At 64.8% G+C, this 13,643-nt stretch carries 13 protein-coding genes; 1 reads left to right on the forward strand and 12 read right to left on the reverse strand.

The features are described from left to right. Nucleotides 1-21: 21 nt before the first annotated feature. From L0976_RS11505 to sdhC, 10 genes are all read right to left on the reverse strand, one after another. Entirely contained in the window at nt 22-3,018 is a 2,997-nt protein-coding gene (locus L0976_RS11505) for a 2-oxoglutarate dehydrogenase E1 component (protein WP_234187410.1), read from the reverse strand. Nucleotides 3,019-3,157: 139 nt separating this feature from the next. Then, entirely contained in the window at nt 3,158-4,060 is a 903-nt protein-coding gene (gene sucD, locus L0976_RS11510; RefSeq protein WP_203316716.1) for a succinate--CoA ligase subunit alpha, read from the reverse strand. An 18-nt stretch (nt 4,061-4,078) separates the two neighbouring features. Then, nucleotides 4,079-5,272 carry an ADP-forming succinate--CoA ligase subunit beta gene (gene sucC, locus L0976_RS11515; protein ID WP_203316717.1) on the reverse strand — a complete coding sequence of 398 codons (1,194 nt, stop codon included), beginning with the start codon at nt 5,270-5,272 and terminating at the stop codon, nt 4,079-4,081. Nucleotides 5,273-5,288: 16 nt separating this feature from the next. Next, nucleotides 5,289-6,251, reverse strand: coding sequence for a malate dehydrogenase (gene mdh / locus L0976_RS11520; protein WP_203316718.1), 963 nt, complete (start codon nt 6,249-6,251; stop codon nt 5,289-5,291). A 177-nt stretch (nt 6,252-6,428) separates the two neighbouring features. Further along, nucleotides 6,429-7,610, reverse strand: a complete 1,182-nt coding sequence (gene zapE, locus L0976_RS11525; protein ID WP_234187411.1) for a cell division protein ZapE — start codon at nt 7,608-7,610, stop codon at nt 6,429-6,431. 32 nt (nt 7,611-7,642) lie between these two features. Further along, nucleotides 7,643-8,188, reverse strand: a complete 546-nt coding sequence (locus L0976_RS11530) for a protease inhibitor Inh/omp19 family protein (protein ID WP_234187412.1) — start codon at nt 8,186-8,188, stop codon at nt 7,643-7,645. 141 nt (nt 8,189-8,329) lie between these two features. Then, nucleotides 8,330-9,109 (reverse strand): succinate dehydrogenase iron-sulfur subunit, encoded by a 780-nt coding sequence (locus tag L0976_RS11535; protein WP_203316721.1) that lies wholly within the window; start codon nt 9,107-9,109, stop codon nt 8,330-8,332. An 18-nt stretch (nt 9,110-9,127) separates the two neighbouring features. Further along, nucleotides 9,128-10,969, reverse strand: coding sequence for a succinate dehydrogenase flavoprotein subunit (gene sdhA, locus L0976_RS11540; RefSeq protein ID WP_234187413.1), 1,842 nt, complete (start codon nt 10,967-10,969; stop codon nt 9,128-9,130). Nucleotides 10,970-10,975: 6 nt separating this feature from the next. Next, on the reverse strand, nt 10,976-11,356 hold the full coding sequence (gene sdhD / locus L0976_RS11545) for a succinate dehydrogenase, hydrophobic membrane anchor protein (protein ID WP_203316723.1): 381 nt from the start codon (nt 11,354-11,356) through the stop codon (nt 10,976-10,978). A gap of 10 nt (nt 11,357-11,366) precedes the next feature. Then, the gene (gene sdhC, locus L0976_RS11550) at nt 11,367-11,759 is read right to left on the reverse strand and encodes a succinate dehydrogenase, cytochrome b556 subunit (RefSeq protein ID WP_234187414.1); all 393 of its coding nucleotides are present in this window, start codon (nt 11,757-11,759) and stop codon (nt 11,367-11,369) included. 299 nt (nt 11,760-12,058) lie between these two features. Between sdhC and L0976_RS11555 the strand changes: the two genes are divergently transcribed. Then, nucleotides 12,059-12,490 carry a hypothetical protein gene (locus L0976_RS11555; protein WP_234187415.1) on the forward strand — a complete coding sequence of 144 codons (432 nt, stop codon included), beginning with the start codon at nt 12,059-12,061 and terminating at the stop codon, nt 12,488-12,490. A gap of 12 nt (nt 12,491-12,502) precedes the next feature. On the opposite strand, the gene L0976_RS11560 is transcribed toward L0976_RS11555, so the two are convergent. Together L0976_RS11560 and L0976_RS11565 are read right to left on the reverse strand one after the other, a co-directional pair. Then, a complete protein-coding gene (locus L0976_RS11560) occupies nt 12,503-13,168 on the reverse strand; it encodes a methyltransferase (RefSeq protein WP_234187416.1) in 666 nt (221 codons plus the stop codon). 43 nt (nt 13,169-13,211) lie between these two features. After that, nucleotides 13,212-13,643, reverse strand: a complete 432-nt coding sequence (locus L0976_RS11565) for an EVE domain-containing protein (RefSeq protein WP_203316727.1) — start codon at nt 13,641-13,643, stop codon at nt 13,212-13,214.

Below are 13,643 nucleotides of genomic sequence, written 5' to 3' on the forward strand. Positions count from 1 at the left end.
CAAAAAGGTTAACCGGGCGGCTTAGCCGCCCAGCGCGTCCTCGAGGAAGGCGGCAAGCTGCGCGAGATGCTTGGACATCAGGCCCGTCGCCGGCGAGGCGGCGGCCGGACGGCCGGTATAGCGCACGCGCTGGTACTTGGCGTCGATATGCGCCAGCACCCATTCCAGATAGGGATCGATGAAGGCCCAGGCACCCATGTTCTTGGGCTCTTCCTGGCACCAGACCATCTCGGCGTTGCGGAAGCGCGACAGCTCGTTGATCAGCGCCTTGGCCGGGAACGGATAGAGCTGTTCCAGGCGCAGGAGATAGACATCGTCGATGCCCCGCTTCTCGCGCTCTTCCAGAAGGTCGTAATAGACCTTGCCCGAGCACATCACGACGCGGCGGATCTTGGCATCCTTCTGGAGCTTGATCGGGCCGTCCTTGATCACTTCGGCGTCGTCCCACAAGAGGCGGTGGAACGAGCTTTCGCCCGCCATTTCCGACAGCGAGGAGACGGCGCGCTTGTGGCGCAGCAGCGACTTCGGCGTCATCATGATCAGCGGCTTGCGGAAGTCGCGCTTCACCTGGCGGCGCAGGATGTGGAAGTAGTTCGCCGGCGTCGTGACATTGGCGACCTGCATGTTGTCTTCCGCGCAGAGCTGCAGGAAGCGTTCGAGGCGGGCGGAGGAGTGCTCCGGCCCCTGCCCTTCATAGCCGTGCGGCAGGAGGCACACGAGGCCCGACATGCGCAGCCACTTGCGTTCGCCCGACGAGATGAACTGGTCGAAGATGACCTGCGCGCCGTTGGCGAAGTCGCCGAACTGGGCTTCCCAGAGGGTGAGCGCATTCGGGCGGGCCAGCGAGTAGCCGTATTCGAAGCCGAGCACCGCCTCTTCCGAGAGCATCGAGTTGATGACCTCGTAGCGCGCCTGCGTCGGCGAGAGGTTGGCGAGCGGGATATAGCGGTCCTCGGTCTCCTGGTCGTAGAGAACCGAATGGCGCTGCGAGAAGGTGCCGCGTTCGCAGTCCTGGCCGGACAGGCGGATCTTCGTACCCTCGACGCAGAGCGTGCCGAAGGCGAGCGCCTCGCCCATCGCCCAGTCGATGCCCTCGCCCGTCTCGACCATCTGCATGCGGTTGTCCATGAACCGCTGGATGGTCTTGTGGGCGTGGAAGCCTTCCGGGATCGTCGCGATCTTGCGGCCGATCTCTTTCAGCTGCTTCATCGGCACCGAGGTCTTGCCGCGGCGCTGTTCGTCCTGGTTGTCGGCCGAGCGCAGGCCCGACCACACGCCGTCCAGCCAGTCGGCCTTGTTCGGCTTGTAGGACTGGCCGATCTCGAATTCGGTTTCGAGGTTGGCGCGCCAGTCGGCCTTCATCTTCTCGAACTCGCCCTCGCTGATGACGCCCTCGGCGATCAGGCGCGCGCCGTAGAGGTTGACGACCGTCTTGTGGGCGCGGATCGCCTTATACATCTTCGGCTGCGTGAACGCCGGCTCGTCGCCCTCGTTATGGCCGAAGCGACGGTAGCAGAAGATATCAAGCACAACCGGCTTGTGGAACTTCATGCGGAATTCGGTCGCGACCTTCGCGGCATAGACCACCGCTTCCGGGTCGTCGCCGTTCACATGGAAGATCGGCGCCTCGATCATCTTCGCCACATCCGACGGATAGGGCGAGGAGCGCGAGAAGGCCGGGTTCGTGGTGAAGCCGATCTGGTTGTTGATGATGACATGCACCGTGCCGGCGACGCGGTGGCCGCGCAGGCCCGAAAGGCCGAGGATTTCGGCAACCACGCCCTGGCCTGCGAAAGCCGCATCGCCGTGCAGCAAGAGCGGCATGACCTTGGCGCGCTCGCGCAGCGGAATGATGTCGCCCTCGAAGACGGTCGCCATCTGGTCCTGCTTGGCGCGGGCCTTGCCCATGACGACCGGGTTGACGATCTCCAGATGCGAGGGGTTGGCGGTCAGCGACAGGTGCACCTTGTTGCCGTCGAACTCGCGGTCCGAGGAGGCGCCGAGATGGTACTTCACGTCGCCCGAGCCTTCCACTTCGTCAGGCGCGTAGGAGCCGCCCTTGAACTCGTGGAACACGGCGCGGTGGGGCTTGGCCATCACGTTGGTGAGGACATTGAGGCGGCCGCGATGCGCCATGCCGAGCACGATTTCCTTCAGGCCCATCTGGCCGCCGCGCTTGATGATCTGCTCCAGCGCCGGGATCAGCGCTTCGCCGCCGTCGAGGCCGAAGCGCTTGGTGCCCTTGTACTTGACGTCGATGAACTGCTCGAAGCCTTCCGCCTCGATCAGCTTCTGCAGGATCGCCTTCTTGCCTTCGACGGTGAAGTCGACGCCCTTGTCCGGGCCTTCGATGCGCTCCTGGATCCAGCCCTTCTCTTCCGGGTTGGAGATGTGCATGAACTCGACGCCGATGGTCGAGCAATAGGTGCGCTCGAGGATTTCGACCATCTCGCGAACGGTCGCGTATTCGAGGCCGAGCACGTTGTCGATGAAGATCTTGCGGTCGAGATCCTTCTCCTCGAAACCGTAGTTCGAGGGGGAGAGCTCGTGATAATCCTCGACCGGGGCGGCGATGCCGAGCGGGTCGAGCTTGGCGTGCAGGTGGCCGCGGGCGCGGTAGGCGCGGATCATCATGATGGCGCGCACCGAATCGCGGGTCGCCTGGTTGACGTCGGCCTGGTTGACCGGCGTGCCGGTCTGCGCGGCGACGGCCTCGGCCTTCGCCTGCACCTTCTTTTCGAGAACCTTCTCGACCACGCCCCAGTTGCCGTCGAGCGCCGAGACGAGTTCGCCGTTGGCGGCGATCGGCCAGTTCGCGCGCTTCCACGAGGCGCCCCGGGCCGCCTTGATCACGTCGGAGGGCTGGTCCTCGAGGGCCTTGAAGAAGGCCTGCCATTCCTCGCCGACGGAGGCGGGATCCGCCTCGTAGCTGGCGTAGAGCTGTTCGATATAGGCTGCGTTCGCCCCGTCGAGGAAGGACGTGGCCAGGAATTGTTCGTTGACGTCTTGCCGTGCCATGGTGTCTTGCGGGCGCCGCGCCCGCCTCCCGAACGATCGTGTTGACCGGGCTTTCCCGGCTTGCCGCCCGGCGCCGATGTCGCACCGGGAAGAGACGGATCGGCCGGCATTTTCAGCCGGCCCACCCTTTTCGGTTTGTTCAGCCCTTGAGGACTTCGACGAGCGTCTTGCCGAGGCGCGCCGGCGAAGGCGAAACGCGGATACCCGCCGCCTCCATCGCAGAAATCTTGGATTCCGCATCGCCCTTGCCGCCGGAAACGACAGCGCCGGCATGGCCCATGGTGCGGCCCTTCGGGGCCGTGCGGCCCGCGATGAAGCCGGCCATCGGCTTCTTGCGGCCCTTCTTGGCCTCGTCGATGAGGAACTGCGCCGCATCTTCCTCGGCCGAGCCGCCGATTTCGCCGATCATGATGATCGAGGTCGTGGCGTCGTCGGCCAGGAACATCTCCAGCACGTCGATGAACTCGGTGCCCTTGACCGGGTCGCCGCCGATGCCGACGGCCGTCGTCTGGCCGAGGCCTTCGTTGGACGTCTGGAAGACGGCTTCATAGGTCAGCGTGCCGGAGCGCGAGACGATGCCGACCGAGCCCTTGCGGAAGATCGAGCCCGGCATGATGCCGATCTTGCATTCTTCCGGCGTCAGGATGCCGGGGCAGTTCGGGCCGAGCAGGCGCGAGGAGGAGCGGTCGAGGCGGGCCTTGACGCGCACCATGTCGGCAACCGGGATGCCCTCGGTGATGCAGGTGATGAACGGGATTTCCGCTTCGATCGCCTCGATGATCGCGTCCGCGGCGCCGGCCGGCGGAACGTAGATCACGGATGCGTCCGCGCCGGTCTTTTCCTTGCCTTCGGCGACGGAGGCGAAGATCGGCAGGGTTTCGCCCTTGGAGCCGGTCCAGGTTTCGCCGCCCTTCTTCGGGTGGATGCCGCCGACCATCTGCGTGCCGTAATAGGCGAGCGCCTGTTCGGTGTGGAAGGAGCCGGTCTTGCCGGTCAGGCCCTGAACGAGGACCTTGGTGTTCTTGTTGACGAGAATCGACATGAGGTCTGGGTCCTTCAGTTAGCCGTTGATCGCGGCGACGATCTTCTTGGCGGCGTCGTCCAGATCGTCGGCGGCGGTGATCGCCAGGCCCGATTCGTTCAGGATCTTCTTGCCAAGCTCGACATTCGTGCCTTCGAGGCGAACGACCAGCGGAACCTTGAGGCCGACTTCCTGCACGGCCGCAACGACACCCTCGGCGATGACATCGCACTTCATGATGCCGCCGAAGATGTTGACGAGGATGCCCTCGACCTTCGGGTCGGCCGTGATGATCTTGAAGGCAGCCGCCACCTTCTCCTTGCCGGCGCCGCCGCCGACGTCGCAGAAGTTCGCCGGCTCCTTGCCGTAGAGCTTGATGATGTCCATCGTCGCCATGGCAAGGCCCGCGCCGTTGACCATGCAGCCGATATTGCCGTCGAGCGCCACATAGGCGAGGTCCCACTTGGAGGCCTCGATTTCCTTGGCGTCCTCTTCGGTCTCGTCGCGCAGCGCCTTGATGTCGTCGTGGCGGAACAGCGCATTGCCGTCGAAGGAGACCTTGGCGTCGAGAACGCGCACGCGGCCGTTCTTCATGACGATCAGCGGGTTGATCTCCAGAAGGCTCATGTCCTTCTCGACGAAGGCCTTGTAGAGGATCGGGAACAGCTTCTCGCCGTCGGCCTTGGCTTCGCCTTCGAGCTTGAGCGCGGAGGTGAGCTTGGCAAGGTCCGCAGCGGTGACGCCGGCTTCCGGGTCGATCGCCACGGTGACGATCTTTTCCGGCGTGTCATGCGCGACGGCCTCGATGTCCATGCCGCCTTCAGTCGAGACGACGAAGGCGATCTTGCCGACGGAGCGGTCGACGAGCAGCGAGAGATAGAGCTCACGGTCGATGTCGGCGCCGTCCTCGATATAGAGGCGGTTCACCTGCTTGCCGGCTTCGCCGGTCTGCGCGGTGACGAGCGTGTTGCCGAGCATCTCCTTGACGTTGGCGACGACTTCCTCGACGCTTTTGGAAAGGCGCACGCCGCCCTTGGCGTCGGGGCCGAGTTCCCTAAACTTGCCCTTGCCGCGGCCGCCGGCGTGGATCTGGCTCTTGACCACGTAGAGCGGGCCGGGGAGCGACTTGGCAGCCGCCTCCGCCTCGTCCGCGGAGAAGATCGCGACGCCCTCGGCGACCGGCGCGCCGTAGCTCTTCAAGAGAGCCTTGGCCTGGTATTCATGAATGTTCATCGGGAAAATCCTCGGATTACTTCAGGGCGGGAGCGATGTTGATGCAGGCCTCGCAGAGACCGGCAACGGCGCCGACCGACTTGTCGAAGGCTTCCTGCTCGGCCTTGTTGAGGTCGATCTCGACGATGCGCTCGACGCCGCCGGCGCCGATCACGGTCGGAACGCCGACATACATGTCCTTCACGCCGTACTGGCCGGAAAGGAAGGCCGCGCAGGGCAGGACGCGCTTCTTGTCCTTGAGGTAGGATTCGGCCATCTCGATGGCGGAAGCGGCCGGGGCGTAGTAGGCCGAGCCGGTCTTCAGGAGGCTGACGATCTCGGCGCCGCCGTCACGGGTGCGCTGGATGATCTCTTCAAGGCGCTCCTTGGTGACCCAGCCCATCTTGACGAGGTCGGTCAGCGGGATGCCGGCGACGGTCGAGTAGCGGGCGAGCGGCACCATCGTGTCGCCGTGGCCACCGAGAACGAACGCCGTGACGTCCTGGACGGAAACCTTGAATTCCTCGGAGAGGAAGAGGCGGAAGCGGGCCGAGTCCAGCACGCCGGCCATGCCGACGACCATGTTCTTCGGCAGGCCGGAGAACTTCTGCAGCGCCCAGACCATGGCGTCGAGCGGGTTGGTGATGCAGATGACGAAGGCGTTCGGAGCGTATTTCTTGATGCCGGCGCCGACCTGTTCCATGACCTTGAGGTTGATGCCGAGCAGGTCGTCGCGGCTCATGCCCGGCTTGCGGGCGACGCCGGCGGTGACGATGCAGACATCGGCGCCTTCGATGGCGGCATAGTCGCTGGCGCCCGTCAGCGAGGCGTTGAAGCCTTCGACCGGCGAGGACTGGGCGATGTCGAGGCCCTTGCCCTGCGGAACGCCGTCGGCGATGTCGAAGAGGACGATGTCGCCCAGTTCCTTCAGGCCGGCCAGATGCGCCAGCGTGCCACCGATCATTCCAGAACCAATAAGTGCGATCTTCTTGCGGGCCATGAAAGCTTCCTCTTGCTCCGATCAACAGGCCCCCAATGTCGCGATTGCGGGACCTTTCGGCGCAAGGGCTTACGCTTCCTGGGTTAAATATTCAATACATACTTTTGGACTGAGGAATTTCAATCGGTTAGATGCAAAAATTCTTACGTAAAGGTAAGAATTCTCGTCACGCTTCCGTCATTTTTCGCCGTATCGCACCTGATGATCGGCAAGATATTCCGTGCTGCGGATCTCGATGAGGCGCGAGACCGTGCGGTCGAATTCGAAGCCCTCCGTGCCCTTCCGGGTCACCAGCAGGTTCTCCGGCGCCGCCGCCGCGGACGCGAAAAGCCGCGCCCGATGATCGTAGATCGTATCGACGAGATTGATGAACCGCTTCGTCTCGTTGCGCTTCTCCGCTCCCAGCAGAGGAATGTGGTCGACGAACAGCGTGTCGAAATGCGCGAGGATCTCCAGGTAATCGGCCGCGCCCAGCGGCCGCTCGCACAGATCGGCGAAGGAGAAGCGCGCGATGCGTCCCGCCGCCTGCGGCACCGCGATGCTCCGGCCACGGAAGGAGATCGTGCGCGGGCCGGTCGGCATGCCCGCCGTCTCCCGCCGCCAGGCCGCATCCATCGCCATGTCGGCATCCTCGCCGAGCGGGTAACGGAAGACCGGCAGGCCGCTGTCCTTCTCCATGCGGTAATCCGTCATCGAGTCCAGCGGCACGATCTCGACATGCCGTTTCAGGAGTTCGACGAAGGGCAGGAAGAGGCTGCGGTTGAGACCATCCCTGTAGAGGTCGTCCGGCTCGACATTGGAGGTCGCGACCAGGATGCAGCCGCGCCGGAACAATTCGCCGAAGAGACGCGACAGGATCATCGCATCGGCGATGTCGGTCACGGAGAATTCGTCGAAGCAGAGCAGCCGCGCCTCCTCGATGAGGCTGGCGGCGACCGGCGGCACGGGATCGGCCTGCGTCGTCTCGCCCGCCTTCAGCTTCTGGCGGTGCTTGTGGATGCGCTCGTGCACATCCGTCATGAACTCGTGGAAATGGGCCCGGCGCTTGCGCTTGACGGGCGCAAGATCGAAGAACAGGTCCATCAGCATGGTCTTGCCGCGCCCGACGCCGCCATGGATGTAGAGCCCCTTCGGGGCGCTGACGCTCTCGGGCTTGCGGGAGGCGAAGAGCCAGCCGAGCGCGCTCGACTTGCGGGCCGGGCGCTGGGCATGGACCTCGCCGAGCAGGCGGTCGAAACGCGCCGCCATTGCCCGCTGCGCGGGGTCCGGCTTCAGCGCGCCGCTCGCCACGAGGGCCTGCAGCCTGTCCGAAACGCCGTGTTCCGGATGCGTCGAGACCCGGTCCCAGTCCTTGCCCATGGGCGGTATTTATCCGGTATCCGAGGAAGGGATCAGCGCGAGAGGCTGACAGGCTGGCCCGAATTGGTCGAACCGTCGAAGCGGGAATCGGCCGTCTTGTAGAGGCGGGCGATCGCATTGCCGTTGCGATCCTTCAGGACGACCTGCTTGCCGGCGACTTCCCAGGAGCCCATCGTCGTCAGTTCGCCCGCGCAGCCGCGCGTGCCGCCGCGCGAACCGCCGCCGAGATTGGTGAGCGTCAGGAACATGTCGCAGGAGGACGGGCCGTTGGAGACGCGCCAGTTGCCGACCATGCCTTCCTTCTTCACGTCGAGGGCGCTGGCGGCCGCCGTATCGCCCGTGCCGACGCCGGTGCCGGTCGCCATCGCGGTATCAGTGCCCGGCTTGTCCGGGAACTGGCCGCCGCTCGTGCTGGTGGTCGGGTCGGGAAGCTGGCTCGAGGAGACCGAGCCGATCGGCTGGGCCTGGAGCGGCGCGATGTTCGGCTGCGTATTGACGCTGTCCATCGACCCGGTGCGCTGGCAACCGGCAAGTGCAAGCGCCATCATCAGTCCGCCCGCCGCATGGTGAATCCGCATCTCGATACTCCAATTCTGCCCGATACTGCTGCCATGCAGCAATTTACGCCGAATTAACGTGAATCGCTCGCACGAATCAAGATGAAACGGCCCGATAGTCCGGGCCGCCTTCTCACGTTTCATGAACGGTGATCATGTAGGTCAGAGACGGCGCTCGACCAGCATCTTCTTGATTTCGCCGATCGCCTTGGCCGGATTGAGGCCCTTCGGGCAGGACTGGGCGCAATTCATGATCGTGTGGCAGCGATAGAGGCGGAAGGGGTCTTCCAGGTTGTCGAGGCGTTCGCCCGTGGCCTCGTCGCGGCTGTCGATCAGCCAGCGATAGGCCTGCAGCAGGACGGCCGGGCCGAGATAGCGGTCGCCGTTCCACCAGTAGCTCGGACAGGAGGTCGAGCAGCAGGCGCACAGGATGCACTCGTAGAGCCCGTCGAGCTTGAGGCGATCCTCATGGCTCTGCTTCCATTCCTTGGCCGGCGTCGGCGACACGGTTTTCAGCCACGGCTCGATGGAGCGGTGCTGGGCGTAGAAGTTGGTAAGGTCCGGAACGAGGTCCTTGACCACAGGCATGTGCGGCAACGGATAGACCTTCACGGTCCCCTTCACTTCGTCCATGCCCTTGGTGCAGGCGAGCGTGTTGGTGCCGTCGATGTTCATGGCGCAGGAGCCGCAGATGCCTTCGCGGCAGGAGCGGCGCAGCGTCAGCGTCGGGTCGATCTTGTTCTTGATGTAGAGCAGGGCGTCGAGAACCATCGGGCCGCAATCGTCGACATCGATGTAGAACGTGTCGATGGACGGGTTCTTCCCGTCGTCCGGGTTCCAGCGGTAGATGCGGAACTCGCGGGTGTTCGCGGCCCCGGCCGGCTTCGGCCAGACCTTGCCTTCGGTCATCTGCGAGTTCTTCGGGAGAGCGAGTTCAACCATGTCCTGTTCTCCTCGGGCTCAGTAGACGCGGGCCTTGGGCTCGATCTTCTTGGGATCGATCCCGTCGGCGATGAGGTCGGTATGCACCGGGCGGTAGTCGAGCGTCACCTCGCCCGCCTCGTTGACCCAGGCGAGCGTGTGCTTGCGCCAGTTGACGTCGTCGCGGCCGCCGAGCGGGCCGGTAGCATAGTCCTCGCGGGCATGCGAGCCGCGGCTTTCCTTGCGGGCCTCGGCGCCGTAGACGGTCGTGATGGCGTTGGCCATCAGGTTTTCCAGCTCCAGCGTCTCGACGAGGTCGGAGTTCCAGATCATTGAGCGGTCGGTGACCTTGATGTCCGGCATTTCCTTCCAGATCTCCGTCATGCGCTTGCAGCCGCTTTCCAGCGATTCCTGCGTGCGGAACACGGCGGCGTCTTCCTGCATGGTGCGCTGCATCTTGTCGCGCAGGATCGCTGTCGGCGTGCTGCCATTGGCGTTCCTGAGGCGGTCGAAGCGGTCCATGATCCTGTCGCAGGCGGCGATGTCGAGCGCCGGGATCGCCTCGTTGCGGTCGATGACCTGGCCGGCGCGGATGGCGGCGGCACGGCCGAAGACCACGAGGTCGATCAGCGAGTTGGAGCCGAGGCGGTTGGCGCCGTGCACCGAGGCACAGCCGGCTTCCCCCACCGCCATCAGGCCGGGCGCGATGCGCTCGGGGTTCTGGCTGTCGGCGTTCAGCACCTCGCCCCAGTAGTTCGTGGGAATGCCGCCCATGTTGTAGTGGACGGTCGGCAGGACCGGGATCGGCTCGCGCGTCACGTCGACGCCGGCGAAGATCTTCGCGCTCTCGGAAATGCCCGGCAGGCGCTCGTGCAGCACGGCCGGGTCGAGATGGTCGAGATGCAGGAAGATGTGGTCCTTGTTCTTGCCGACGCCGCGGCCTTCGCGGATTTCCATCGTCATGCAGCGCGAGACGACGTCGCGCGAGGCAAGGTCCTTGGCCGACGGCGCATAGCGTTCCATGAAGCGCTCGCCCTCGGAATTGACGAGATAGCCGCCCTCGCCGCGCGCGCCTTCGGTGATGAGGCAGCCCGCGCCGTAGATGCCGGTCGGGTGGAACTGCACGAATTCCATGTCCTGCAGCGGCAGGCCGGCGCGCGCGATCATGCCGCCGCCGTCGCCCGTGCAGGTATGCGCCGAGGTGGCGGAGAAATAGGCACGGCCGTAGCCGCCGGTCGCCAGCACCACCATCTTGGCGGCGAAGCGGTGGATCGTGCCGTCGTCGAGGTTCCAGGCGACGACGCCGGTGCAGCGCCCGTCGGCCGACATGATCAGGTCGAGCGCGAAATACTCGATGAAGAATTCCGCATTGTTGCGCAGCGACTGGCCGTAGAGCGTGTGGAGGATCGCGTGGCCGGTCCGGTCGGCGGCGGCGCAGGTGCGCTGCACCGGCGGGCCTTCGCCGTAGTTCTGCATGTGGCCGCCGAACGGGCGCTGGTAGATCTTGCCTTCCGCGTTGCGCGAGAAGGGCACGCCGTAATGCTCCAGTTCATAGACCGCCTTCGGCGCTTCCATGACGAGATACTGCATGGCGTCGACGTCGCCGAGCCAGTCGGAACCCTTGACGGTGTCGTAGAGGTGCCACTGCCACGAATCCGGCGTCATGTTCTTCAGCGAGGCGGCGATGCCGCCCTGCGCGGCGACGGTGTGCGAGCGCGTCGGGAAGACCTTGGTGATGCAGGCCGTCTTGAGGCCCTGCTCGGCCATGCCGAGCGTGGCGCGCAGGCCCGCGCCGCCGGCGCCGACGACGATCACGTCGAAGGAGTGGTCCACATAGGTATAGGCCTTGCCGTTGGCCGCCGGGGAGGAGATCGCTGCCATGATGGATTATCCTGCGAAGGCGATTTTGAGGACGGCGAAGAGACAGAGCCCGCCGACCAGGATCGCGAAGAAGGTGTTGAGCATGAGAAGGCCGATCTTCACGCCCTCCGCATGCACATAGTCCTCGATGACGACCTGCATGCCGAGCTTCATGTGGATGAGGCCGGAAATGACGACGAGGCCCATGAGGACGGCGACGATGGGATGCGACAGAGCCGCCGTCACCTCCGCGTAGGACGCGCCGTTGTAGCAGATCAGGAAGCCGACGAAGAACAGCATCAGCGGCACGTTGGCGACGGCAGTCAGGCGCTGGCGCCAGAAATGCTCCGTGCCGTCCTTTGCCGAGCCGAGGCCGCGAACCTTGCCGAGGGGCGTGCGCATGTCCATGGGTGTCTCCTCAGCGGGCCAGGGTGCCGGCGATCCAGATCAGCACCGTCAGGGCGACGGAGACGACCGGGGTCAGAAGGGCGAGCCGGGTGGAAAAATGCTTCTCGTATCCGCGGCCCATATCCCACATGAAGTGGCGAAGGCCCCCGAGCATGTGGTGCATCAACGCCCAGGTATAGCCGAAGAGCACGAGGCGGCCGATCCAGGTGCCGAAGAACCAGCTCACCCAGTCGAAATAGACCTCGCCCGTCGCCGCCGCGATCAGCCACCAGGCGACGAGGACGGTGCCGAAATAGAGCGCCATGCCGGTGATGCGGTGCACGATGGACATGACCATCGTCGGGATCGGTTTGTAGACCTGGAGATGCGGCGAGAGCGGCCGGCTTCGAGTGACATTCGCCATCTGAACCTCACGGAACCCCGGAGAGCCAAAATCTGGACAAATTTTCTCCGGAATTGCAGTATGTTGTGCACAATGCAGTGATGGCGACGTTTAATCACCGGAAAGCGGAACCACAAGCCTTCTTGCGGTGCAAAATGAATTTAATCGATTAGACGCCCTGTCCCTCCGGCCGGCTCCCATACGCTCCGCGGGCGTTAACCAAAACCACCGAAATTGCAGCGAAATCCGTGACTTTCGCGTCTTTCTGCCCCATCTTTCCGTTAACGATTTGTTAAGCGTAACCCGGAAGGCAGGACAGAATGACTCTGTTATCGGCGCTCCGTGCGACCAAAGTCTTAGGGCTGGCGGTCGTGCTCGTCGCAGGCGGCATGACGCTCGCCGACGCCCGCGACGGCTGGCATCCCCATCGTCACGGCCACCATTCCCGGCTCAAGAAGCTGCCGACGCTGGAGCCGGAAGCCCATGGCGGCTGGCTCGGCACACGGCTTCGCCACGGCAGAAGCGACCGCGGGTTCCAGCGCGAGAACGACAGCTTCTACAGCGGGGCGATCACCGCCTATCGCAGCCTCGGCAGCAGCATCTACTTCTATGTCGACGACAACGGCGTGATCGAGCGGTACGACCGCCCGGTGAAGCGCCGGGCAGGCGGGCCGAAGGTCATCACCGTGACGCCGGGCCGGAACGGCTGCTCGTGGGAAGCCGGCGTCTGCGTCATCCGGCCGGGCTCCTGATGGCGCGGGGCCTTATCGCCCGCTTGCCGGGTCGGCCCGGAAACGCCAGACCGTCGTCTTCTTGACCTCGCTGTCCTCCAGCGCCCGGGTTACCGGCACCGTATAGGTGGCGAGCGCCTCCATGCGCTCGCGCGGGCAATAGGCGCGGCCGGGATCGCCGACCAGCACCGTCGCGCCGCGCGCGGCGAGCGCCGAGAACCAGGGGATCAGCACATCGGCAAAGCCCCGGTCGTAAAAGACGTCGCCGGCAAGGATCACCTCCCAGCCCCCGTCGCGGCCGACGAGATCCTCGCCGGCATGGTCGAGCACAACGCCGTTGAGAGCTGCATTCAGCCGGACCGCCGTTTCACTCCAGGGATCGATATCCGCCGCCACCACCGCCGAGGCACCCGCCATCCGTGCGGCAATGCCGACAAGGCCGGAGCCGCTGGCAAAATCGAGCACCGTCTTGCCCGCCACCAGCGCCGGATGATCGAGCACATGCCGGGCAAGCCCCTGCCCGCCCGCCCAGGCGAAGGCCCAGAAGGGCGGCGGCAGGCCGATCGCTTCCAGTTCCTCCTCCGTCTTCAGCCAGAGATCGTGCGCCTCGGTGGCGAGCCTCAGCTTCACCTCCGGCACATGCGGCGGCGACAGCACGTCCGTATTGCCGCGAATGAAGACTTCGGGATCCGTCTTCACGAAAGCACCGCTCCGGAGAAGGCGGTACGCAAAGCGGAAGCCATCAGCGCGGCGGGTTGTCGAGGCCGCCCATGCGGCAGACCTCGATCCACTCCTCCTCCGTCACCGGCTGCACCGAAAGGCGCATGGAGGTGACGAGCGACATGTCGGCGAGCTTCGGATTGGCCTTGATGTCCTTGAGGGTCACGGGCTTCGGCATGTCGCGCACCGCGCGAATGTCGACGCATTCCCAGCGCGGATCCTCGCCGGCGGTCGAATCCGGATGCGCCAGGGCGCAGACTTCCGTGATGCCGACGACTTCGAGCCCCTCGTTGGAGTGGTAGAAGAAGCCCTTGTCGCCGATCTTCATGGCCCGCATGTTGTTGCGTGCCTGGTAGTTGCGCACGCCGTCCCATTCCTCGCCGGCCTCGCCCTTCGACTTGAGCTTTTCCCAGGAGAACTTGAAGGGTTCGGACTTGTAGAGCCAGTATGCCAT

Origin of the sequence: Shinella sp. NM-101 (assembly GCF_021401195.1) — a bacterium.
Taxonomy (GTDB): Bacteria; Pseudomonadota; Alphaproteobacteria; order Rhizobiales; family Rhizobiaceae; genus Shinella.

Bases quoted from the DNA above. Each gene is read 5' to 3' on its own strand.
- L0976_RS11505 (WP_234187410.1), bottom strand. From the start codon at position 3,018: ATGGCACGGCAAGACGTCAACGAACAATTCCTGGCCACGTCCTTCCTC.
- sucD (WP_203316716.1), bottom strand. From the start codon at position 4,060: ATGTCGATTCTCGTCAACAAGAACACCAAGGTCCTCGTTCAGGGCCTG.
- sucC (WP_203316717.1), bottom strand. From the start codon at position 5,272: ATGAACATTCATGAATACCAGGCCAAGGCTCTCTTGAAGAGCTACGGC.
- mdh (WP_203316718.1), bottom strand. From the start codon at position 6,251: ATGGCCCGCAAGAAGATCGCACTTATTGGTTCTGGAATGATCGGTGGC.
- zapE (WP_234187411.1), bottom strand. From the start codon at position 7,610: ATGGGCAAGGACTGGGACCGGGTCTCGACGCATCCGGAACACGGCGTT.
- L0976_RS11530 (WP_234187412.1), bottom strand. From the start codon at position 8,188: ATGCGGATTCACCATGCGGCGGGCGGACTGATGATGGCGCTTGCACTT.
- L0976_RS11535 (WP_203316721.1), bottom strand. From the start codon at position 9,109: ATGGTTGAACTCGCTCTCCCGAAGAACTCGCAGATGACCGAAGGCAAG.
- sdhA (WP_234187413.1), bottom strand. From the start codon at position 10,969: ATGGCAGCGATCTCCTCCCCGGCGGCCAACGGCAAGGCCTATACCTAT.
- sdhD (WP_203316723.1), bottom strand. From the start codon at position 11,356: ATGGACATGCGCACGCCCCTCGGCAAGGTTCGCGGCCTCGGCTCGGCA.
- sdhC (WP_234187414.1), bottom strand. From the start codon at position 11,759: ATGGCGAATGTCACTCGAAGCCGGCCGCTCTCGCCGCATCTCCAGGTC.
- L0976_RS11555 (WP_234187415.1), top strand. From the start codon at position 12,059: ATGACTCTGTTATCGGCGCTCCGTGCGACCAAAGTCTTAGGGCTGGCG.
- L0976_RS11565 (WP_203316727.1), bottom strand. From the start codon at position 13,643: ATGGCATACTGGCTCTACAAGTCCGAACCCTTCAAGTTCTCCTGGGAA.